Raw genomic sequence first — 19,649 nt, 5'->3', positions numbered from 1 at the left:
CCCGTCCTCACGTACGTCCCGACCGCTCCCCTAGGCTGTCCGGATGCCGCTCACCGTGCTCCTCGTCGACGACGAACCGCTGGTCCGCGCGGGGTTGCGCGCCGTGCTTTCGGCGCAGCCGGACATCGAGGTCGTGGGCGAGGCGGCCGACGGCGCCGCGGTGATCCCGCTCGTCCGGCAGCTGCGTCCCGACGTCGTCGCCATGGATGTGCGCATGCCTCTCCTGGACGGGATCGAGGCCACGCGCGCGGTGCTGCGCAGTGTGTCCGAGCCGCCCAAGATCCTGGTCATCACGACGTTCGAGAACGACGAGTACGTCTACGGGGCGCTGCGGGCGGGTGCCGACGGGTTCCTGCTGAAGCGGTCGCGGCCCGCCGAGATCGTGAACGCGGTCCGGCTCGTGGCCGAGGGCGATTCCCTGCTGTTCCCGGCGGCCGTGCGGCGGCTCGCGGCCGAGTACGGCAACAGGTCGGCACGCGAGGCGCTGGACCGCGCCGCGCTCACGGAGCGGGAGGCGGACGTGCTGCGCCTGATGACGCGGGGCCTGTCCAACGCGGAGATCGCCGAGCGGCTCGTCGTCGGCACGGAGACGGTCAAGTCGCATGTGAGCGCCGTCCTCGCCAAGCTCGGCGCGCGGGACCGGACGCAGGCCGTCATCGCCGCGTACGAATCCGGTTTCGTGTCGCCCGGCTGAGTGCCCCTTGGTCCCGCCCGGCTGACCGTCGCGGGACGCAGAAGTGCACCCGCGCTCGCCGGTGTCCGCCGCGGCGAGTACGATCCGCCCAACACGCGCGAGCTGGGAGGACGGACGTTGGGGCGGCTGACCGGCGGGGACCCTTCCCTGCTACGGCGGATCAACTCCGCGGTGGTGCTGCATGCCCTGCGCGCCACGGATCTCGCGACGCTCACGGAGATCACCCGGGTCACCGGGCTTTCCCGGCCCACGGTCGAGGGCGTCGTCGAAGGGCTCATCGTGGCGGGGCTCGTCGTCGAGACGGCCGTCGACGACAGCGGGACGCGGCGCCAGGGGCGGCCCGCGCGACGGTTCCGCTTCCGGGCCGAGGCGGGGCACCTGCTGGGTCTGGAGATCGGCCCGCACCGCGTGGCCGCCGTCCTGTCGGACCTGGACGGCAAGGTGCTCGGCACGGCCGCGAAGGACGTCGACGAGACCGCTCCGGCCGACGAGCGCCTCGAGCGGCTGCGGACCGCGGTCGCGGACCTGCTGCGCCGCGCGGGCGTCGCCCGGAACTCGCTGCGGGCGGTCGGCGTCGGCAGCCCCGGCATCGTGGAGGCCGACGGCACCGTGCGCCTCGGCACCGCCCTGCCCGAGTGGACGGGGCTGCAGCTGGGCGAGCGGCTGCGGCGCTCCTTCAAGTGCCCCGTCCTGGTGGAGAATGACGCGAACGCGGCGGCGGTGGCCGAGCACTGGAAGGGCGCGGCGACCGAGTCCGACGACATCGTGTTCGTGCTGGCGGGGCTCAGCCCGGGCGCCGGCGCGCTGATCGGCGGTCGGCTGCACCGCGGGTACGGCGGCGCGGCCGGGGAGATCGGCGCGCTGCACCTCCTGGGACGCGAGGTGCGCCCCGAGACGCTGCTCTCGACGACGGACGAGCCGCTGCACCCGCTCGACGAGCAGGCCGTCGCGCAGGTCTTCGCTCTCGCGCGCCAGGGCGACGAGCGGGCCGGCGCGGCTGTCGACCGGTTCCTCCAGCGCCTGGTGCACGACGTGGCGGCGCTGGTGCTCGCCCTGGACCCGGAGCTGGTGGTCGTGGGCGGCTGGGCGGCCGGCCTGGACGGCGTACTGGAGCCGCTGCGCCGGGAGTTGGCCCGCTACTGCCTGCGTCCGCCGCGCGTGGCCCTGTCGGTTCTGGGCGAGGCGGCGGTGGCGACCGGGGCGCTGCGGCTCGCGCTGGATCACGTCGAGGAGCAGCTGTTCGCCGTCGAGGGAACGGTCACGGCGCGCCGCTAGCCCAAGACACACAGACGCCGAAGGCCCACCGTGGAGGATCACGGTGGGCCTTTTGCGGAACGTGACGCGCGCGGGTCTCGTCTCGCCTCTGTCAGGAGGCGCGGCGGTCCGGGCCGTGGTGGATCTCGACGCCGCCCGAGTCGCCGAAGGTGAGGCGGCAGGTGTCGGCACGGTAGGTGGCCACGGAGACCGCGGCCGTCTCGCCCTCGCTGAAGAACCGGGTCGTGACGACGAGGACGGGCGCGCCCGGCAGCCGGTCGAGCTCCTTCGCGTCGTCGGCACGGGCCGAGCCCAGCTCGACGGCGCGGTCCTGGCCCTCGAGCCCGAGCCGCCCCAGTTCGCGGAGCACCACACGCGCGCGTGAGGGCCCGGACGGGGCGTCTATGGCGGAGAGTTCGGGCACGGACGACGAGGGTACGTAGAGCAGTTCGGCGGCGACGGGCTGGCCGTGCGACACGCGCGTACGGCGCACCCGGTGGACGCGCTCGTCGGGCGCGGTGCCGAGGATGCGGGCCACGGCCGCCGGCGGCACCGCGGGCTCGCTGTCGACGGCCTGCCAGGCCTCACCGTCGTCGGCGCCGGGCCACTCCTGGTCGTCGGACGAGTCGACCGCCACGCCCACGCGGGGCGGGGCGACGGTGGTGCCGACGCCACGGCGGCGCTGGAGCCTGCCTTCGAGTTCGAGCTGTTCGAGCGCCTGGCGGAGCGTGGCACGGGCGACTCCGAAGCGGGCCGCGAGGTCCCGCTCGTTCGGCAGGATCTCTCCCACGGCGAACTCGGAGTCGAGTGCCTCGGTCAGCACGGTCTTGAGGTGCCAGTACTTCGGCTCCGGCGCCGTTTCCAACTGCGTGGTCCCCACCCTGTCCTCCGCAATCGCCGTGTCCCGGCGGCGTTTAGCGCCCTTGTTTATTAAAGGTTCCTGCACTATCTCTGCGAGGGTAGGCCCGCCCTCCGACTTGGTCAAGACCAATCCTCGGTCCGTGCCGGGGCCCGAGGGGGCTGCGCCGCAGAGCGTTCATGGCGGTCCGCAGAGCGTTCACACCGCGTTCGCGAAACGACGAAAGCCCCCGCCCTGTCGGGGCGGGGGCTTCGGTGACGGCGGACGCCGCGGAGGGGACGTCAGGCGAGCGACATGAGCTTGTCCGGGTTACGCACGATGTATACGCACTGCACGTGGCCGTCGGCGATGTCGACCTGGAAGACGCTGTCCGGCTCGCCGTCGACGAGCGCGAGCACGGCGGGCCCCGCGTTCAGCTCCACGATCCGGAAGGTGAATCCGGTGCCGCCGCTCTTGGCGGCCCCGAGCAGGAATCGGCCCACCTTGTCGGCGGACTCGATGACGCGCAGCGGCGCCTTGGACTTGCCGCCGCTGTCGCCGACGAGACGCGCGTCGGGCGCGAGGAGCGTCATCAGACCCTCCAGGTCCCCGCCCGTCGCGGCCGCGAGGAAGCGCTCGGTGAGGTCGCGCCGCTCGACAGGGTCGACGTCGAAGCGCGGCCGGCGCTCGTCCACGTGCTTGCGGGCGCGTCCCGCGAGCTGGCGCACGGCGGACTCGCTGCGATCGAGCGTGGTGGCGATCTCGGCGAACGGGAACCCGAACGCCTCGCGGAGCACGAACACGGCGCGCTCCAACGGCGAGAGCGACTCCAGGACGACGAGGACGGCGAGCGAAACCGACTCGGCGAGCACGGCCGCCTCCGCGGTGTCGGGCGCGGTCGGCCCGAAGTCGGTGGCCAGCGGCTCCGGCAGCCAGGGACCCACGTACGCCTCACGCCGGACCTGTGCCTGCCGCAGTCGGTCGATGGCGAGGCGGGTGGCGACGCGGACGAGATAGGCGCGTGGTTCGCGCACCTCGTCGCGGTCGGCCTGTGCCCAGCGCAGCCAGGCGTCCTGGACGACGTCCTCGGCGTCCGCCACGCGGCCCAGCATGCGGTAGGCGACCCCCATCAGGACCGGCCGGTGCTCTTCGAAGACCTCAGTCACGGTGTCGGTTGCCACTCCTCCATCCCAATGGACGCGACGGTGCGTGTCCAGGCGGAATCGGTGCGGCGATGACCACAAACGGCGCCACGCCGGACCTTGTCTCGCCCGCTCCCCCTTGAACTGAAGGCTACTGAGCGGTAATTGTTGCTGACAAGCCGTCTAAGGAACCGTCGCTCGGGCGTCGGGGACAGGGAGCGACATGGCCACAGAGGTGTCCTTCAGCATCGAAACCCCCGGTGGCCCCCGTGAGGTGACCGTCGCGTACGAACGCGTGGGCACCGGGGAGCCCCTGCTGCTCCTGCACGGGATCGGCCACCACTGGCAGGCCTGGGCACCCGTGATCCCGGTCCTGGCCGCCGAACGCGACGTGATCGCGATCGATCTGCCGGGCTTCGGCGCCTCTCCCGCGCTGCCCGACGGCGTCGCCTACGACCTTCCGACGGTGACGGCCACGCTCGGCTCGCTCTGCGCGGCTCTCGGCATCGAGCGGCCGCATGTGGCCGGCAACTCCCTGGGCGGTCTGCTCGCGCTGGAGCTCGGCCGCGAGAAGCTCGTACGGTCGGTCACCGCGCTGTCGCCCGGCGGGTTCTGGTCGCAGGCCGAGCGCCGTTACGCCTTCGGTACGCTGCGCGCGATGCGGCAGGGCGCACGGGCGCTGCCGGTTCCCGCGATCGAGCGGCTCGCGCGCTCGGCCGCGGGACGGACGGCCCTGACGAGCACCATCTACGCCCGCCCCGGCCGTCGTTCACCCGACGCGGTCGTCGCGGAGACGCTGGCCCTGCGCCACGCTCCCGGGTTCGCCCAGACCCTCGCCGCGGGTCTGGAGGTGCGGTTCACGGACGACGTGCCGGACATCCCGGTGACCGTCGCCTGGGGCACCCGCGACCGGCTGCTGCTGCGCCGCCAGGGCATCAGGGCCAAGCACGCCGTCCCCGGGGCCCGCCTTGTGCGGCTGCCCGGCTGCGGTCACGTCCCCATGAGCGACGATCCGGCGCTCGTCTCCCGCGTCATCCTGGACACCAGCCGCTGACCGCACCCCGAACACCCCGGAGCCGAGCGCCACTCCGGCGCCGACGAGCGCGCTGCCGACGGCCTGCGCGGCGCCGTACGTCCCGGTCCCGACGAGCGGCGCGGTGCACGCCGCCGCCACGGGGATGAGCCCGGAGAACAGGGTGGCGCGCTCGGCGCCGACGCGCTGCATGCCGAGGTACCAGCACACGAAGCCGATCACCGTGACGACGGCGGCCTGCCACAGCAGGGCCGTCGCCTCGGTGGCGTCGGGTACGCGGAGCATGGCCGTGCCGTCGAGCACGGCGCCGCAGAGGGCCGACTCCAGGGCGGCGAGCCCGCAAACGGTGCAGGACAGCAGCTTCGGGCCGAGGGGGCGCAGCACCGGCACTGCGAGGACGGCGAAACCGACCTCTCCGATGAGGGCTCCCACGGAGAAGAGGAGCCCGGCCGTGTCCGTGCGCCCCCAGCCCTGGACGGTGAACGCGCCGAGGGCGACCAGCAACGCCCCGTGGAGGACGACCCGTTGGGGCCTCCGGCCCGCGAGCACGGGCACGAGCACCGCCACGACGACCGGGGCGCATCCGACGAAGACTCCTGGGACGGCCGGTTCGGCGGTGCGCTCCGCGGCGAGCACCGCGAGGTTGAAGCCGACCATCCCGACGGCCGCCAGCAGGGCGAGCCGCCCCCATCGGCGCCCGGTGAGGTGGCGCAGCGGCGCCATGCCGCTCCTGCCGAGCAGCGGCACCAGAAGCAGGCAGGCGAGGGCGTACCGGAGGAACTGGCCGCCCGCGTACGGGTAGTCCCCGAGGACGCTGTTGGCGGTGAAGGACGCGCCGACGAGGACGCAGGCGACGGCGGCCGGCAGGGCCCCTCGGATCGAGTGCGGGTTCATGGCCCTGACGCTAGGGAGGGCGGCGGCCCGGATTAAGGTCCACGTTCATGACGTCATCGGGGACCAATCCGCGTGCGGCCGGTCCAGGCGCCGCGGAAGGCGGGGTCCAACCTCCTTCCGCCGCATGGGAGTTACTGCTGCCCGCCGCATCGGCGCCCGCACGCGCGCGTGGCCGCGGTCTCCAGGCGGCGCTGCGGGACGCCGTCAGGTCGGGGCGGCTCGCGCCCGGGACACGCATGCCGTCGAGCCGCGATCTCGCGGCGGATCTGGGCGTCTCGCGCGGGCTGATCACCGAGGCGTACGAGCAGTTGACCGCCGAGGGGTATCTGCGCAGCGGGCGCGGTGCGGGGACCTGGGTGGGCGGGGCGGTGCGCGCCGCGGCGGCCGGCGGTGTGCGGGACCTGGCGCCCCGTCCGCCGGGCACCCGGGCCGACTTCGTGGCGGGCAGCCCCGATCTGTCGCTGTTCCCGCGCGCCGCGTGGGCGGCGGCGCAGCGCGGAGTGCTGGCCGAACTGCCGCACCACATGCTGGGCTATCCGGACCCGCGGGGCATCCCCCGGCTGCGTACCGCGCTGGCCGGACTGCTCTCGCGGCGGCGGGGCGTGGTCGCCGATCCGGAGCGGATCATCGTCTGCTCCGGGGTGGCGCAGGCGGTGACGCTGCTCGGATTCGTGCTGCACGCGCGCGGGGAGCGGTCCGTGGGCGTCGAGGACCCCGGGAGCCCCGATCTCGGTTCGCTGTTCGCCTCGGCCGGTATCGGCACGACCGCGCTCCCGCTGGACGACGAGGGGCTGGCCATCGGGCCTCTGCGGGACTCGGGGGTGCGCGCCGCGGTGACGACGCCGTCCCACCAGTTCCCCTCGGGCATCGCCTACTCACCGGCGCGCCGCACTCAACTCCTCGACTGGGCACGGTCGATGGACGGCCTCGTCATCGAGGACGATTACGACGGGGACTTCCGCTACGACCGCGCGCCGGTGGGCGCGCTTCAGGGTCTCGACCCGGAGCATGTCGCGTACACGGGATCGGTGAGCAAGTCGCTCGCCCCCGGGCTGCGGCTCGGCTGGATGGTCGTGCCCGCGGGGCTGACCGACGAGGTCGTCGAGCGCAAGCGCTACATGGATCTCGGCAATCCGGCCCTCGACCAGGCCCTCCTGGCCCGTTTCGTCGAGCGCGGCGACTACGACCGTCAGCTGCGGCGCTGCCAGCGCGCTTACCGCGAGCGCCGCGACACCCTCGTGGCCGCGCTCCACGCGCATCTGCCGGGCGCCCAGGTGACGGGGATCGCCGCCGGACTGCACGTCATCGCCCGGCTCCCCGAGCGCTACGGGCAGCAGGAGGGGCTCCTCGAACGGGCCTCGGCCGCCGGGGTCACCGTCCGCCCGCTGACCCACTACGGCACCTCGGACAGCCGAGACGGCGGAGTGCGCCTCGTTCTCGGCTACGCGCATCTGCCGCCCGCCCGGATCACGGAAGGCGTACGTCTCCTGGCGCGCGCGGTCCAGGAGGGGGCCACGCGCGCGTGAACGGCGGTGTGGTCGTGTGAGGCGATGCAGCGCGCCGGGTTCCCCGACCCCCAGGGGCAGTTGTTCACTTGGGGTTCGCGTGCGCGCCGTGGTGAACCCGTAGGTGTGGCTTCGCCGCGGCGCCCCGCAGTGGTGGCACCGCACTGTCGTCGGAACCCGTTTCTGGAGGCGTATTCATGTCACACCGTCCGCCGAGTTCTCTGCCCGGCCGCCGCGGGGTGCTGCGCGGTTCGCTCGCCGCCTCGGCCGCGCTGGCCCTGCCCGCCGTGGGCGCGGCCGCCGCACCGGCCTTCGCCCTGTCGGGTCGCCCGAAGGCGGCATGGGGTGTCCAGGCAGGCGACGTCGGCGCGGACTCGGGGCTGATCTGGACCCGCTCCGACCGCCCCGCCCGCATGATCGTGGAGACCTCCGCGACGGAGTCGTTCCGCCGGGCCACCAAGTGGCACGGGCCGCTGATCGGCGCAGGCACGGACTTCACGGGCACCACCCGCCTGCGCGGCCTGCCGCCGGGCGAGCAGATCCACTACCGCGTGGTGCTCGCCGACCCCGACGACCCCCGCCGCACGGGCGAACCCGTCACCGGCACGTTCCGCACCACCCCCGTCGGCCGCCGCGACGGGGTGCGCTTCCTGTGGTCGGGCGACATCGCGGGCCAGGGCTGGGGCATCAACCCGGAGCTCGGCGGCTATCGCGTGTACGAGGACATGCGCGCCCTGAACCCCGACTTCTTCCTGTGCAGCGGCGACAACATCTACGCCGACGGCCCGATCCTGCCCAGCGTCACGCTGCCGGACGGCCGCGTGTGGCGGAACGTCACGACCGAGGAGAAGTCCAAGGTCGCCGAGACGCTGGCCGAGTTCCGCGGCGCGTTCCGCTACAACCTCCTCGACGAGAACCTGCGCCGCTTCAACGCGCAGGTGCCGTCGATCGTCCAGTGGGACGACCACGAGGTGCACAACAACTGGTACCCGGGCCAGATCCTGGACGACGCCCGCTACACGGAGAAGGACACGAACGTCCTCGCCGCGCGCTCCCTGCGGGCGTTCAGCGAGTACTTCCCCGTGTCCACGCTGCCGCCGGGCGACGACGAGGGCCGCGTGTACCGGGTCCTGCGGCACGGCCCTCTGCTCGATGTGTTCGTGCTCGACATGCGCTCGTACCGCAACGCCAACTCCCCCGGCCGGCAGCCCGACGACGCGACCGGGATCCTCGGCGCGCGGCAGCTGGCCTGGCTCAAGCGCGAGCTGTCGCGGTCGCGGGCCGTCTGGAAGGTGATCGCCTCCGACATGCCGCTCGGCCTGGTCGTGGCCGACGGCAAGGTGAACTTCGAGGCCGTCGCCCAGGGCGACCCGGGAGCGCCGCTCGGCCGCGAGCTGCAGATCGCGGAGCTCCTGCGCCACATCAAGCACGACCGGATCACGGGCACGCTGTGGCTCACGGCGGACGTGCACTACACGTCGGCGCAGCACTACGACCCGTCGCGCGCCGCGTTCCAGGACTTCGAGCCGTTCTGGGAGTTCGTCTCCGGCCCGCTGGCGGCGGGCGGTTTCCAGGCGGTGAAGCTGGACGCCACCTTCGGCCCCGAGCAGAGCTTCATCAAGGCGCCGGACCGGGCCAACACGTCCCCCATGGAGACCCCGCAGTATTTCGGCGAGGTCGACATCGACGGCGGCAGCGGCGAACTGACGGTACGGCTGCGACAGCAGGGCGGCGACGTACTGTTCTCCAAGGTGCTCCAGCCGGGGCGAGTAGGACAGTAGTCAACAAACGGGACGTAAGCAGTCTTTACTCATCGGTCACAAGGCGTTCGTGATCACGCAACACGGTTCCTTCACAGTGGCTGCATGAGTCCAGACATGTCTGATGTGAGGCGGACCAGGAACGGCCGCCCCGTCCACCACTGGCGGCGCGACGTCGTCGAGCTCGCCGCCCTGTTCACGGCCGTGGCCGTCGCGGACGGCGTGGCGAACCTCGTCGGTCACGGCCCCGACGGCCCCGCGCTGCTCGCCGTCTCGGCCGTGGCGCTGCTCGCCACGGCCGGCTTCCACACATGGTGGGCACGACGCCACAACCACGCACCCCCGACAGGCGATACCGACGCCCGGCGGCTCCCCTCGGAGCGCGCCGGGCAGTCGGAACAGCCCGACACAGAGGTCCCCGCGGCCGCCGGCCCGCAGACGACGCACCAGGCCGCGGCCACCGCGCTGTGGCGCATGCGGACGACGGTCCGTGACGAGCCGGGGTCGCTCGCGTCGCTGTGCACCGCGCTCGCCCCGCTGCGGGTCGACATCCTGAGCCTCCAGACACACCCCCTGGGTGAGGGCACCGTGGACGAGTTCCTGCTGCGCGCGCCGCAGGAGCTGCCCACCGCCGAACTCAGCCGGGTCGTGGCCCAGGCCGGCGGCTGTGGCACCTGGATCGAGCGGGCCGACGCCCACGACCTCGTGGACGCGCCCACCCGCATCCTCGGTCTCGCCACGCGCACCGCCCTGGACGCCGCCGAACTCCCGCTGGCGTTGCGCCAGTTGCTCGGGCGGTGCACCATCAGGTCACTGCCGGCCACGACAATGGGCGGCCGAAGGACCGAGAGCGCACCGGTGGAGGGGGCGCTCGAAGGAACCGTGATACGGCTCCGGGCCCCCGAAGGCGGCGTGATCACCGTGGAGCGGCCGTATCTGCCGTTCACGCCGACCGAGTTCGCGCGCGCCCGCGCCCTGGTCGAGCTCGACGCGCGGCTCGGCCCGCGCATCCCGCGCAGCCAGGACGTCCTGACGCTCCCCGAGGGCAACGCGATCACCGTGCGCCGGGCCGACTCGAACGATGTGGAGGCGGCCAAGGCGATGCAGGAGCGCTGCTCCCGCGCGACGCTGGGCAAGCGCTACCACGGGCCCGTAGGCGACGCGGACCGCTACCTCAACCACCTGCTCAGCCCCCGCTTCGGCCGCACGCTCGCCGCGCAGACCGCGTCGGGCCGGATCGTCGCCCTCGGGCATCTGCTCTGGGACGGCGACGAGACGGAGATCGCGCTGCTCGTCGAGGACGACTGGCAGCGCCGCGGCATCGGCACCGAGCTGCTCGGCCGCCTGGTGGCGATGGCGGTCGAGGCGGGCTGCGAGAGCGTGTACGCGGTCACCCAGGCGTCCAACACCGGGATGGTCGCGGCAATGCGCGGTCTCGGGCTGCCCCTCGACTACCAGATCGAGGAGGGCACGCTGGTGATCACCGCTCGGCTGGAGGCGGCCCCGGTCAGGTCGCGGCTGCCGTACGAGGGGCCCCGCGCGGCGTACGAGCAGGCCGAACAGCACTGAGGACCGGGCCGGCCGGGACCGACTCCACGCGAGCCGGCCCGGACCGGTCCCCTCCTCTTACCGGCCGGTCCGGGCAGGCGGCTCTACATCACTCAGGCACCCGCAGGCCTGCCGCGGTCGCACGCCCCGTGATGCCGCCCGGCTCCCCCAGGGCCTGGTCCAGGTCCGCCCACAGGTCCTCGACGTCCTCCAGACCCACCGACAGCCGCAGCAGCCGGTCGCTCACCCCGGCCGACCTGCGGTCGGAGGCGTCGACGATGCGGTGGCTGATGGACGCCGGGTGCTGGATGAGCGAGTCGACGCTGCCGAGGCTGACCGCAGGTGTCACCAACCGGACCGTCCGGATCACCTCGTGCGGGTCACCCACGGTCTCGAAGGCGACCATCGCGCCGCCGATCCGCGGATAGTGCACGCGCGCGACGCGCGGGTCCCGGGACAGTCGCGCCGCCAGTTCGGCCGCCGTCGCCGACGCGGCCCGCACGCGCACCGGCAGCGTCGCGAGGCCGCGCAGCAGCAGATAGCCGGCGAGCGGATGCAGCACGCCGCCCGTCGCGAACCGCACCTGACGCAACTGCCGGGCGAACGCCTCGTCGCAGGCAACGACCCCGCCCATGACGTCCCCGTGCCCGCCGAGGAACTTGGTCGCGCTGTGCAGCACCAGCCGCGCGCCGTGCTCGACGGGCCGCTGGAGCACCGGCGTGGCGAAGGTGTTGTCCGCGAGGAGCGGGACCGTTCCGCAGGAGTGGGCCACGGCCCGCAGATCGAGTTCGGCGAGCGTCGGATTGGCGGGGGACTCCACCATCACGAGCCCGGTGTCGGGCCGGATCGCGTCCGCGATGCCCGCCGGATCGACCCAGGTCACCTCGGTACCGAGGGCCCCGGCGGTGAGCAGGTGGTCGCTGCATCCGTACAGCGGCCGGACGGCGACGACGTGGCGCAGCCCGGCACCGTTCCGTACGAGCAGCACCGCGGTCAGCGCGGCCATGCCGCTGGCGAAGGCGACCGCGCTCTCGGTCCCTTCGAGCCGGGCGAGCGCCGTCTCGAAGCGGCCGACGGTCGGGTTGCCGAGCCGGGCGTAGACCGGCGGGCCCTCGTCGACGACGCCGTCCGCCGCGAACGCGTCGATGCGGGCGGCCTCGCCGCGGCTGTCGTACGACGGGTAGGTGGTGGACAGGTCGATGGGCGGGGCGTGCAGCCCGAGTCCGGCGAGGTCGTCGCGGCCGGCGTGCACGGCTTCGGTGGCCAGGGCCCGCCGGTGGGCGGGGCCCGGGCGCGTCCCTGCGTACAGGTCGTGGTCCATGGAGGACAGCCTGAACATCGGCCGGGGTTCGCCGGACGAACTCCGTGCTACGTTCGGCCGATGGCCGATTCTGTCGTACTCGATCCGGTTGATCTGCACATACTGCGCCTCCTCCAGAACGATGCCCGCATCACCTACCGGGACCTCGCCGCGCAGGTCGGTGTCGCGCCGTCCACCTGTCTCGACCGCGTGACCCGGCTGCGCCGGTCCGGCGTGATCCTCGGGCATCAGCTGCGCCTCGACGCGGCGAAGCTGGGCCGCGGGCTCCAGGCGCTGCTCTCGGTGCAGGTGCGGCCGCACCGGCGCGAGCTGGTCGGCCCGTTCGTGGAGCGGATCCGGGCACTGCCGGAAGCGCGGTCCGTCTTCCATCTGACGGGCCCCGACGACTATTTGGTGCATGTCGCCGTCCGCGACACCGCCGATCTCCAGCGGCTCGTGCTCGACGAGTTCACCGCGCGCCGCGAGGTGGCGCGCGTGGAGACACGGCTGATCTTCCAGCAGTGGGAGTGCGGCCCGCTCCTGCCCCCGTCGGCCGACGCCGTCGGTGAATCCTGATGACGCGGCCCCCCGCCCCGTACGACGATGGCGGCATGTCAGATTCGCCAGCCACAGCAGCAGCCGTCACCGGACCGCTCCCGCGCGAGGTCGCCGACGCCTACGTCGACGAGCTCATCGCCCTCGACCCCGTCACCGGCACCTACCTCGGCGTGCCCGAGAGCCACAGCAAGCTGCCCGATCTCTCACCGGCCGGCCTGGAGGCCCTCGCCGATCTCGCGCGGGCGACCCTCGCGCGGCTCGACGAGGCCGAGCGCAGGCCCGGCGCCGACAGTGCGATCGAGCGCCGTTGCGGGCGGCTCCTGCGGGAGCGGCTCATGGCCGAACTCGCCGTGCACGACGCGGAGGAGAACCTTCGGGCCGTCACCAACCTGGGCGGGCCCGTGCACAACGTGCGGGAGGTCTTCACCCTCACGCCGACCACGACGGACGCGGACTGGGCGGCCGTCGCCGAGCGGCTGCGCGCCGTGCCGGGGGCGCTCGCCGGATACCGCGAGACGCTGTCGCTGGGCCTGGAGAAGAAGCTCCACGGGGGACCGCGTCCCACCGCCACGTTCATCGAGCAGCTCACCGAGTGGGCGGGCCAAGGGCGCGGCTGGTTCGAGGACTTCACCGCGGACGGGCCCGACGCGCTGCGCGCCGAGCTGGACGCGGCGGGCGCCGCCGCGACGGCCGCGGTCGCCGAGCTGCGCGACTGGATGCGCGACGTGTACGCGTCCGCGATCGAGGGCTCCGCCGACACGGTGGGCCGTGAGCGGTACGCCCGCTGGTCGCGCTACTACAACGGCACGGACCTCGACCTGGACGAGGCGTACGCGTACGGCTGGGCGGAGTACCACCGCCTGCTCGGCGAGATGAGGACCGAGGCGGAGAAGATCCTGCCCGGGGCGGCGACCCCGTGGGTGGCGCTCGCGCACCTCGACGAGCACGGTACGCACATCGAGGGTGTGGAGGAGGTGCAGCGCTGGCTCCAGAGCGTGATGGACGAGGCGATCGAGGCCCTCGACGGCACCCACTTCGAACTCGCGGAGCGGGTACGCAAGGTGGAGTCCCGGATCGCCCCGGCCGGCAGCGCCGCGGCGCCCTACTACACGGCGCCGTCCGAGGACTTCACGCGGCCGGGGCGCACCTGGCTGCCGACGATGGGCCAGACCCGGTTCCCCGTCTACGACCTGGTCTCCACCTGGTACCACGAGGGTGTGCCCGGCCACCATCTCCAGCTCGCGCAGTGGACGCACGTCGCGGACAGTCTGTCCCGATACCAGGCGAGCATCGGCATGGTGAGCGCCAACGCCGAGGGGTGGGCGCTGTACGCGGAGCGCCTGATGGACGAGCTGGGCTTCCTCACGGACGCCGAGCAGCGGCTCGGCTATCTGGACGCGCAGATGATGCGCGCGACCCGCGTCATCGTCGACATCGGTATGCATCTGGAGCTGGAGATCCCGGCCGACTCTCCGTTCCACCCGGGCGAGCGCTGGACGCCCGGCCTCGCGCAGGAGTTCTTCGGGGCGCACAGCAGCCGGCCCGCGGACTTCGTGGAGAGCGAGCTGACCCGCTATCTGTCCATCCCCGGGCAGGCGATCGGCTACAAGCTGGGCGAGCGCGCGTGGCTGCTCGGCCGGGCCAACGCACAGGCCAGGCACGGGGACGCGTTCGACGCGAAGGCCTGGCACATGGCGGCTCTCTCGCAGGGGTCGCTCGGCCTCGACGACCTGGTGGACGAGCTGTCCCAGCTGTGACTCCCTTGCGGGCGGCGGCTGTCGGAGCCACCGCCCGCACGGCGTCCCCTCTCGCGTTGTCAGCAGCCGCAGTCGTCCGAGTCGACCGGCGCCGTCAGCGGGTCGGCGTCGCGCCGCGCGGGCCCCTCCCACGTCTCGTACGCGAAGCCCTCCCGCGCCCAGTACTCGAAGCCGCCGAGCATCTCCTTGACCTGGAAGCCGAGTTCGGCGAGGGCGAGGGCCGCCCGCGCGCCGCCGTTGCAGCCCGGGCCCCAGCAGTACGTGACGACGGGCACCGCCTTGTCGAGGAGCCGCCCGGCCTGCTCGGCGATGAGCGCGGTGGGCAGGTGGACGGCGCCCGGTACGTGTCCCTGGTCCCACGAGGCGGTGGAGCGGGTGTCGATGACGACGAAGCCCGGGTCCCCGCCGGCGGCGAGCGCCGAGGCGACGTCGGACACGTCGGCGTGGAAGGCGAGGCTCGCGCCGAAGTGGGCGGCGGCCGCGGCGGGGGATGCCGGGGGCACACGGAGCACGGCGTTGGGGGTGACGGTGGTGGTCGCGGTCATGATGTCGGCCTCCCTGGCGGATCGCTGCGGGCCGCACGACCGTGCCGCCCTCGACCAGAAATCTACGGTCCGTGACGATCTTCCTGAAGTGACGATCCCCGGCATCCCTCTTGATCGGCCGGGGATGTCCCTGCTATTCCTGCCACATGACCGGTGAATCCCCGTACACCCCCGATGCCACCGACTGGCGCATACTCGACGTCCTCCAGCGCGAGGGCCGGGCGAGCTACGCCGAGCTCGCGCGGGCCGTCTCCATGTCCGCGAGCGCCGTCACCGAGCGGGTGAAGCGCCTCGAGGAGGCCGGGGTGATCGCGGGGTACGCGGCGGTGGTCGTCCCCGAGCGGATCGGCCTGCCCATCCTGGCGTTCGTACGGCTGCGCTATCCGAACGGGCACTACAAGCCGTTCCACGACCTCGTCGAGGTGACGCCGGAGATCCTTGAGGCGCACCACGTCACCGGCGACGACTGCTTCGTCATCAAGGTCGCGGCGCGCTCGATGAAGCACCTGGAGGAGGTCTCCGGCAGGATCGGCGCGCTCGGCTCGGTGACGACCAGCGTGGTCTACTCGTCCCCGCTCCCCCGGCGGCCGCTCGGCCACTGACCCGCCGCCGGGCAGCCACGGCCGGGCTCAGGTCCGCTGCCGTACGACCGACCCCGACCGCCCCTTCACGATCTCGAGCTGCGCGTGCACCCGGCGGCGCAGGTCGGCGACGTGGCTGACGATGCCGACGCTGCGGTCCCGCTCGCGCAGGGAGTCCAGGACGTCGAGCACCTCGTCCAGGGTCTGGTCGTCGAGACTGCCGAAGCCCTCGTCGATGAAGAGGGTGTCGAGGCGGACACCGCCCGCCTCCTCCGTGACGACGTCCGCGAGGCCGAGGGCGAGGGCCAGCGACGCGAAGAACGTCTCCCCGCCGGAGAGTGTCGCGGTGTCCCGCTCGCGCCCCGTCCACGCGTCGACGACGTGCAGGCCGAGGCCCGAACGGCCGCGCCCCGTACGGCCGTCGGAGTGCACCAGCGTGTACCGGCCGGAAGACATGCGGGCCAGTCGCGCGGTCGCCGCCGCCGCGACCTGTTCGAGCCGGGCCGCGAGCACATAGGACTCCAGGCGCATCTTGCGCTCGTTGTCCGCGGACGTGCCGGCGGCCAGACCCGCCATGCGCGCCACTCGGTCGTACGCGGCACGCAGCGGCGCGAGCCGTCGCACGGCCGTGGCGCAGCGGGCCGAGAGCCGGTCGATCTCGGTGCAGCGGCGGTCCGCGTCGTCGCGCGCGGAGGCCGCGTCGCGCACCCTCCGGTCGGCCGCCTCGGCAGTGCGCTGCGCCGCGGGAACATCGGCGGGCGACTGCCGGGCCGCCGCCGCGGTGTCGCCCTCGGCCAGGACGGCACGCACCGAGGCCTCCTCGGACTGGCGGGCGTCGAGCCGGTGTTGAAGGTCCCTGTGCTGGGCGTCGTCCAGGAGGGCGGCGGCCGCGGCTTCCGGCGTGTCGAACCCGGCGCGGAACGCCGCGTCGGCGAGTCGCGCGTCGGCGGCCTTGAGCCGCTCGGCGGACTCGTCGGCGGCCCGGGCCGCGTCCGCGGCGGCCGTGAGCTGCGCGGCGAGGCTCTCCAGCTGCGCGGCGCGCGCACCCACACTGGCCTCCGAGCCGCGCGCCTGGACCAACTCGCGCTCCAGGACGCCCTGTTCCCGGTCGACGCTCTCGCGCAGGGTGGCTCGGGCGACGGCGCGACGTGCGGCTTCCTGCTGTGCGGCGAGCCTGCGGTCGTGCTCGCCCTCGGCCTGCCCGAGGGCCTCACGTGCGGCGTGCAGTCCGGAGGCGAGGTCGCGAGCCTCGGCGTGTCGGACGCGCAACTCCTCGGCCGCGTCGGCGAGTTCCAGGGCGGATGTCTCTCCGGCGGCGGCCGTCGCGGCGGCGAGGGACTCACGCACCGCGGCGAGCCGGCTCTCCTGCTCGCTGCGCGCCTCGTCCGCGCGGCGGTACGCGGCGAGGGCTGACTCCTCGGCGTCGCGGCCGACATGCTCCGCGGTCTTGCGCATGGGGTCGGGGTGCTCGGTGGATCCGCACACCGCGCAGCTCTCGCCGGGGACGAGCTGCGCGGCCAGTTCGGCCGCGATCCCGTTCAGCCGCTGTTCCTTGAGGCCGAGCCAGAGCTCATGGGAGGCCGCGGCCTCCTCGCGGGCCCGCAGCGTGCGCGTCCGGGCGTCGGCGGCCTCGCCGGAGAGCCGGTCGCGACGCCGGGCGGCCTCCAACTTCTGTTGCGCGGGTTCCAGTTGACCCGCCAGGTGCTCGGCGCGCGTCGCCGCCTCCTGCGCGGACTCGACGGCTTCCTGGAGCGCGGCCCGGGTGCCGTCCCAGCCGGCGAGCCAGTTGCCCGCGTCCTGGAGCAGCTCGTCGTCGGCGCGCTCCTCACGGTCGAGTCCCCGGCGCTGCCCGTCGAGTTCCGTCAGGCGCAGTTCGGCGCGCCGGGCGGACTCCAGGCCGCCCAGCTCCTCGGCCGCCTTCCGCGCGGCGGCGGCGAGACCCGCCGCGCCGGCGCCGTCGAACGACGCGGACAGCACGGCACGCGCGCGTGCGTCCCCGCTCGTGGCCCTGCGGTGTTCGGTCTCCGCGGCCTCGCGCAGCGCGAGGGCGGGCGCGACGGCCTCGGCCTTGCGGCCCCGCTGCATGCGCTCCTGGACCCGCCGGTGCTCGTCCGCCCGCTCGTCGAGCCGCTCGGCCCGCTCCCGCGCCTCCTCGAACCGCCGCTGGAGCCGATGCACTTCCTGCATGCCGGCCAGCTCGCGCTGCGCCTCGGTGCGGGCCGCGTCGGCGGCGGTCAGGGCGAGGTGCGCGACGGTGAGCCGCTCGCGGGCGGTGGAGCGGGCGACGGCGGCCCACGTGAGGACGGAGTCGGCGAGCCCGGGGTCGCCGGGCGCCGCGTCGGTGGCGGGCAGTTCGACGATGCTCCCCGCCGCCTGCTGCATGCGGTGCGCGTCGGCGAGCAACTCGGCGTCCGCCGCGCGCACTTCGCTCTCGGCGGCGCGGCGCTGCTCGGCGAGTCTCTGCTCGGCCGCGGCGAAGCGGCGTGTGTCGAAGAGCCGGCCGAGGAGCTTGCCGCGGGCCTCGGCGTCGGCCCGCAGGAACCGTGCGAAGTCCCCCTGGGGCAGCAGGACGACCTGGCAGAACTGCTCCTTGCTCATCCCGAGGAGCTGGCTGATCTCCTCGCCGATCTCCTGGTGGGAGCGGCTGAGGTCCTTCCAGGTGCCCGCCGTGGCGTCGTACTCGCGCAGCCAGCTCTGGGCCTTGTCCATGGTGGTGCCCGTGCCACGCTTCTTGGGGCGTTCCCACGGGGGCTGCCGGGTCAGCTCCAGGCGGCGTCCCGCGACGGTGAGGTCGAGGGTGACCTCGGTGCGGGTGGCGGGCGCGGCGTGGTCGCTGCGCAGGGACGTGCCCTGGCCGCTGCCCTGCCGGACGCCGGGGACCGAGCCGTACAGGGCGTAGCAGACGGCGTCGAGGACGGAGGTCTTGCCGGCGCCGGTCGGTCCGTGGAGCAGGAAGAGGCCCGCCGAGGAAAGGCCGTCGAAGTCGACTTCCTGGCTCGCCCCGAAGGGTCCGAAGGCGGTGATCCGCAGCCGGTGGAGCCTCATCGGGCGACCTCGCGCCTGATGTCGTCGACGCGCACGGCGTCGAGCGCCTCGCGCAGGACGGCGCGCTCGCGCTCGTCGGGTCCGGCGCCGCGCACATGGGTCACGAAGTCCTCCGCGATCTGCTGGTCGTCGCGCCCCTTGAGGCGCTGCGCGTACGAGACGTCGGGGTCCTCGGGGGCGCGCTGCGGGTCGAAGGCGAGGCTGAGGGTGTGCGGGAACCGCTCGGTGAGGCGGGCCATGGGGTCGTCCGGCCTGACCGGGTCGGTGAGCGTGGCCTCGACCCAGGACTTCTCGTGCGCGGTGAGGTCCGGGCGCGCAAGCAGGTCCGCGAGGTCCCCGCGGATCCGGGCGAGCGGCCTGGGCACCGGGCAGTCGACGCGCTCGGCGGCGGCGAAGCCGTCCGCGTCCAGGTCGACGAGCCACATGCTCTTGCGGTGGTCGGCCTCGGAGAAGGAGTACGGGAGCGGCGAGCCGGAGTAGCGCACCCGCTCGGAGATGACCTGGCTGCCGTGCAGATGCCCGAGCGCCACGTAGTCGACGCCGTCGAAGACGCCGGAGGGGACGGCGGCGACTCCGCCGACGGTGATGTCGCGCTCGCTGTCGCTGGCCTCGCCGCCGGTGACGAAGGCGTGGGCGAGCACCACGGACCGGGTCCCCGCCGGTCGCTCGGCGAGATCGGCCCGCACCCGGTCCATGGCGGCGGCCAGGACGGCCTCGTGTCCCGGCTTCGACACCCGGAACTCGTCCTTGACCAGCGCCGGTTCGAGGTAGGGCAGTCCGTAGAAGGCCACGTCTCCGGTGGCGTCCGGGATCAGGACGGGGGTCGCGCACGCGCCGGGGTCGGTGCGCAGATGGATGCCGGCGCGGCCGATGAGCCCGGCGCCGACGCCGAGGCGGCGCGCCGAGTCGTGGTTCCCGGAGATCATCACCGTGGGGATGCCCTGGTCGGCGAGGCGGTGCAGGGCGTCGTCGAACAGCTCGACCGCGGCGAGGGGCGGCACCGCGCGGTCGTACACGTCGCCCGACACGACCACCGCGTCGACGCCCCGCTCACGGACGGTCGCGACGAGGTGACCGATGAACTCGGCCTGGGCGCCGAGCATGTTCACCCGGTGGAACGCCCGGCCGAGATGCCAGTCGGAAGTGTGCAGCAGCCTCATGATCCCCGAGACTAACGGGCGGGTCGGACATCACG

General features: G+C 73.7%; 15 protein-coding genes and 1 pseudogene. 9 read left to right on the top strand and 7 right to left on the bottom strand.

Going from position 1 to position 19,649, the window contains the following annotated elements:
* Window positions 1-43 precede the first annotated feature (43 nt).
* Complete coding sequence (locus OHO83_RS36710; protein ID WP_330280346.1) at window positions 44-694, top strand: response regulator transcription factor; 651 nt, start codon at window positions 44-46, stop codon at window positions 692-694.
* A gap of 117 nt (window positions 695-811) precedes the next feature.
* Window positions 812-1,969, top strand: a complete 1,158-nt coding sequence (locus OHO83_RS36705; protein WP_266676180.1) for an ROK family transcriptional regulator — start codon at window positions 812-814, stop codon at window positions 1,967-1,969.
* Between the two features lie 91 nt (window positions 1,970-2,060).
* On the opposite strand, the gene OHO83_RS36700 is transcribed toward OHO83_RS36705, so the two are convergent.
* Together OHO83_RS36700 and OHO83_RS36695 are read right to left on the bottom strand one after the other, a co-directional pair.
* On the bottom strand, window positions 2,061-2,828 hold the full coding sequence (locus tag OHO83_RS36700) for a GntR family transcriptional regulator (protein ID WP_266668057.1): 768 nt from the start codon (window positions 2,826-2,828) through the stop codon (window positions 2,061-2,063).
* A 260-nt stretch (window positions 2,829-3,088) separates the two neighbouring features.
* Complete coding sequence (locus OHO83_RS36695) at window positions 3,089-3,967, bottom strand: RNA polymerase sigma-70 factor (RefSeq protein WP_330280345.1); 879 nt, start codon at window positions 3,965-3,967, stop codon at window positions 3,089-3,091.
* A 184-nt stretch (window positions 3,968-4,151) separates the two neighbouring features.
* On the opposite strand from OHO83_RS36695, the gene OHO83_RS36690 reads away from it, so the two are divergent.
* Window positions 4,152-4,982: an alpha/beta fold hydrolase gene (locus OHO83_RS36690; protein ID WP_266668061.1), complete on the top strand. Its 831-nt coding sequence runs from the start codon at window positions 4,152-4,154 to the stop codon at window positions 4,980-4,982.
* A gap of 516 nt (window positions 4,983-5,498) precedes the next feature.
* On the opposite strand, the pseudogene OHO83_RS47065 reads toward OHO83_RS36690, so the two are convergent.
* Window positions 5,499-5,855: pseudogene (locus OHO83_RS47065) on the bottom strand (EamA family transporter); the annotation flags it as partial.
* A 47-nt stretch (window positions 5,856-5,902) separates the two neighbouring features.
* On the opposite strand from OHO83_RS47065, the gene pdxR reads away from it, so the two are divergent.
* The 3 genes from pdxR to OHO83_RS36670 all read left to right on the top strand — a co-directional run bounded on the left by pdxR (window position 5,903) and on the right by OHO83_RS36670 (window position 10,689).
* A complete protein-coding gene (pdxR, locus tag OHO83_RS36680; protein ID WP_330280344.1) occupies window positions 5,903-7,381 on the top strand; it encodes a MocR-like pyridoxine biosynthesis transcription factor PdxR in 1,479 nt (492 codons plus the stop codon).
* A gap of 176 nt (window positions 7,382-7,557) precedes the next feature.
* The gene (locus tag OHO83_RS36675) at window positions 7,558-9,141 is read left to right on the top strand and encodes an alkaline phosphatase D family protein (RefSeq protein WP_266668065.1); all 1,584 of its coding nucleotides are present in this window, start codon (window positions 7,558-7,560) and stop codon (window positions 9,139-9,141) included.
* 96 nt (window positions 9,142-9,237) lie between these two features.
* On the top strand, window positions 9,238-10,689 hold the full coding sequence (locus OHO83_RS36670; RefSeq protein ID WP_266668067.1) for a GNAT family N-acetyltransferase: 1,452 nt from the start codon (window positions 9,238-9,240) through the stop codon (window positions 10,687-10,689).
* Window positions 10,690-10,777: 88 nt separating this feature from the next.
* Here the strand turns inward: OHO83_RS36670 and OHO83_RS36665 are convergent, their stop codons facing one another.
* On the bottom strand, window positions 10,778-11,989 hold the full coding sequence (locus tag OHO83_RS36665; protein WP_266668069.1) for a trans-sulfuration enzyme family protein: 1,212 nt from the start codon (window positions 11,987-11,989) through the stop codon (window positions 10,778-10,780).
* Window positions 11,990-12,049: 60 nt separating this feature from the next.
* On the opposite strand from OHO83_RS36665, the gene OHO83_RS36660 reads away from it, so the two are divergent.
* Both OHO83_RS36660 and OHO83_RS36655 read left to right on the top strand, forming a co-directional pair.
* The gene (locus tag OHO83_RS36660; RefSeq protein ID WP_266668071.1) at window positions 12,050-12,544 is read left to right on the top strand and encodes an Lrp/AsnC family transcriptional regulator; all 495 of its coding nucleotides are present in this window, start codon (window positions 12,050-12,052) and stop codon (window positions 12,542-12,544) included.
* Between the two features lie 35 nt (window positions 12,545-12,579).
* Window positions 12,580-14,283, top strand: coding sequence for a DUF885 domain-containing protein (locus OHO83_RS36655; RefSeq protein WP_266668073.1), 1,704 nt, complete (start codon window positions 12,580-12,582; stop codon window positions 14,281-14,283).
* 59 nt (window positions 14,284-14,342) lie between these two features.
* Here OHO83_RS36655 and OHO83_RS36650 read toward each other — a convergent pair whose 3' ends face one another.
* Entirely contained in the window at window positions 14,343-14,828 is a 486-nt protein-coding gene (locus OHO83_RS36650; protein ID WP_266668075.1) for a rhodanese-like domain-containing protein, read from the bottom strand.
* Between the two features lie 146 nt (window positions 14,829-14,974).
* On the opposite strand from OHO83_RS36650, the gene OHO83_RS36645 reads away from it, so the two are divergent.
* Window positions 14,975-15,430, top strand: a complete 456-nt coding sequence (locus tag OHO83_RS36645; RefSeq protein WP_116500112.1) for an Lrp/AsnC family transcriptional regulator — start codon at window positions 14,975-14,977, stop codon at window positions 15,428-15,430.
* Between the two features lie 27 nt (window positions 15,431-15,457).
* Here OHO83_RS36645 and OHO83_RS36640 read toward each other — a convergent pair whose 3' ends face one another.
* Window positions 15,458-18,454: an SMC family ATPase gene (locus OHO83_RS36640; RefSeq protein ID WP_330280343.1), complete on the bottom strand. Its 2,997-nt coding sequence runs from the start codon at window positions 18,452-18,454 to the stop codon at window positions 15,458-15,460.
* Window positions 18,451-19,614 (bottom strand): exonuclease SbcCD subunit D, encoded by a 1,164-nt coding sequence (locus OHO83_RS36635; protein ID WP_266668081.1) that lies wholly within the window; start codon window positions 19,612-19,614, stop codon window positions 18,451-18,453. The genes OHO83_RS36640 and OHO83_RS36635 overlap by 4 nt, the downstream gene beginning before the upstream one ends.
* Window positions 19,615-19,649 lie beyond the last annotated feature (35 nt).

This window comes from Streptomyces sp. NBC_00569 (assembly GCF_036345255.1).
In the GTDB taxonomy this organism is placed as follows: Bacteria; Actinomycetota; Actinomycetes; order Streptomycetales; family Streptomycetaceae; genus Streptomyces.
Note: the sequence above shows the minus strand (reverse complement) of the source record. Positions and strands in the feature narration are given on the sequence as shown.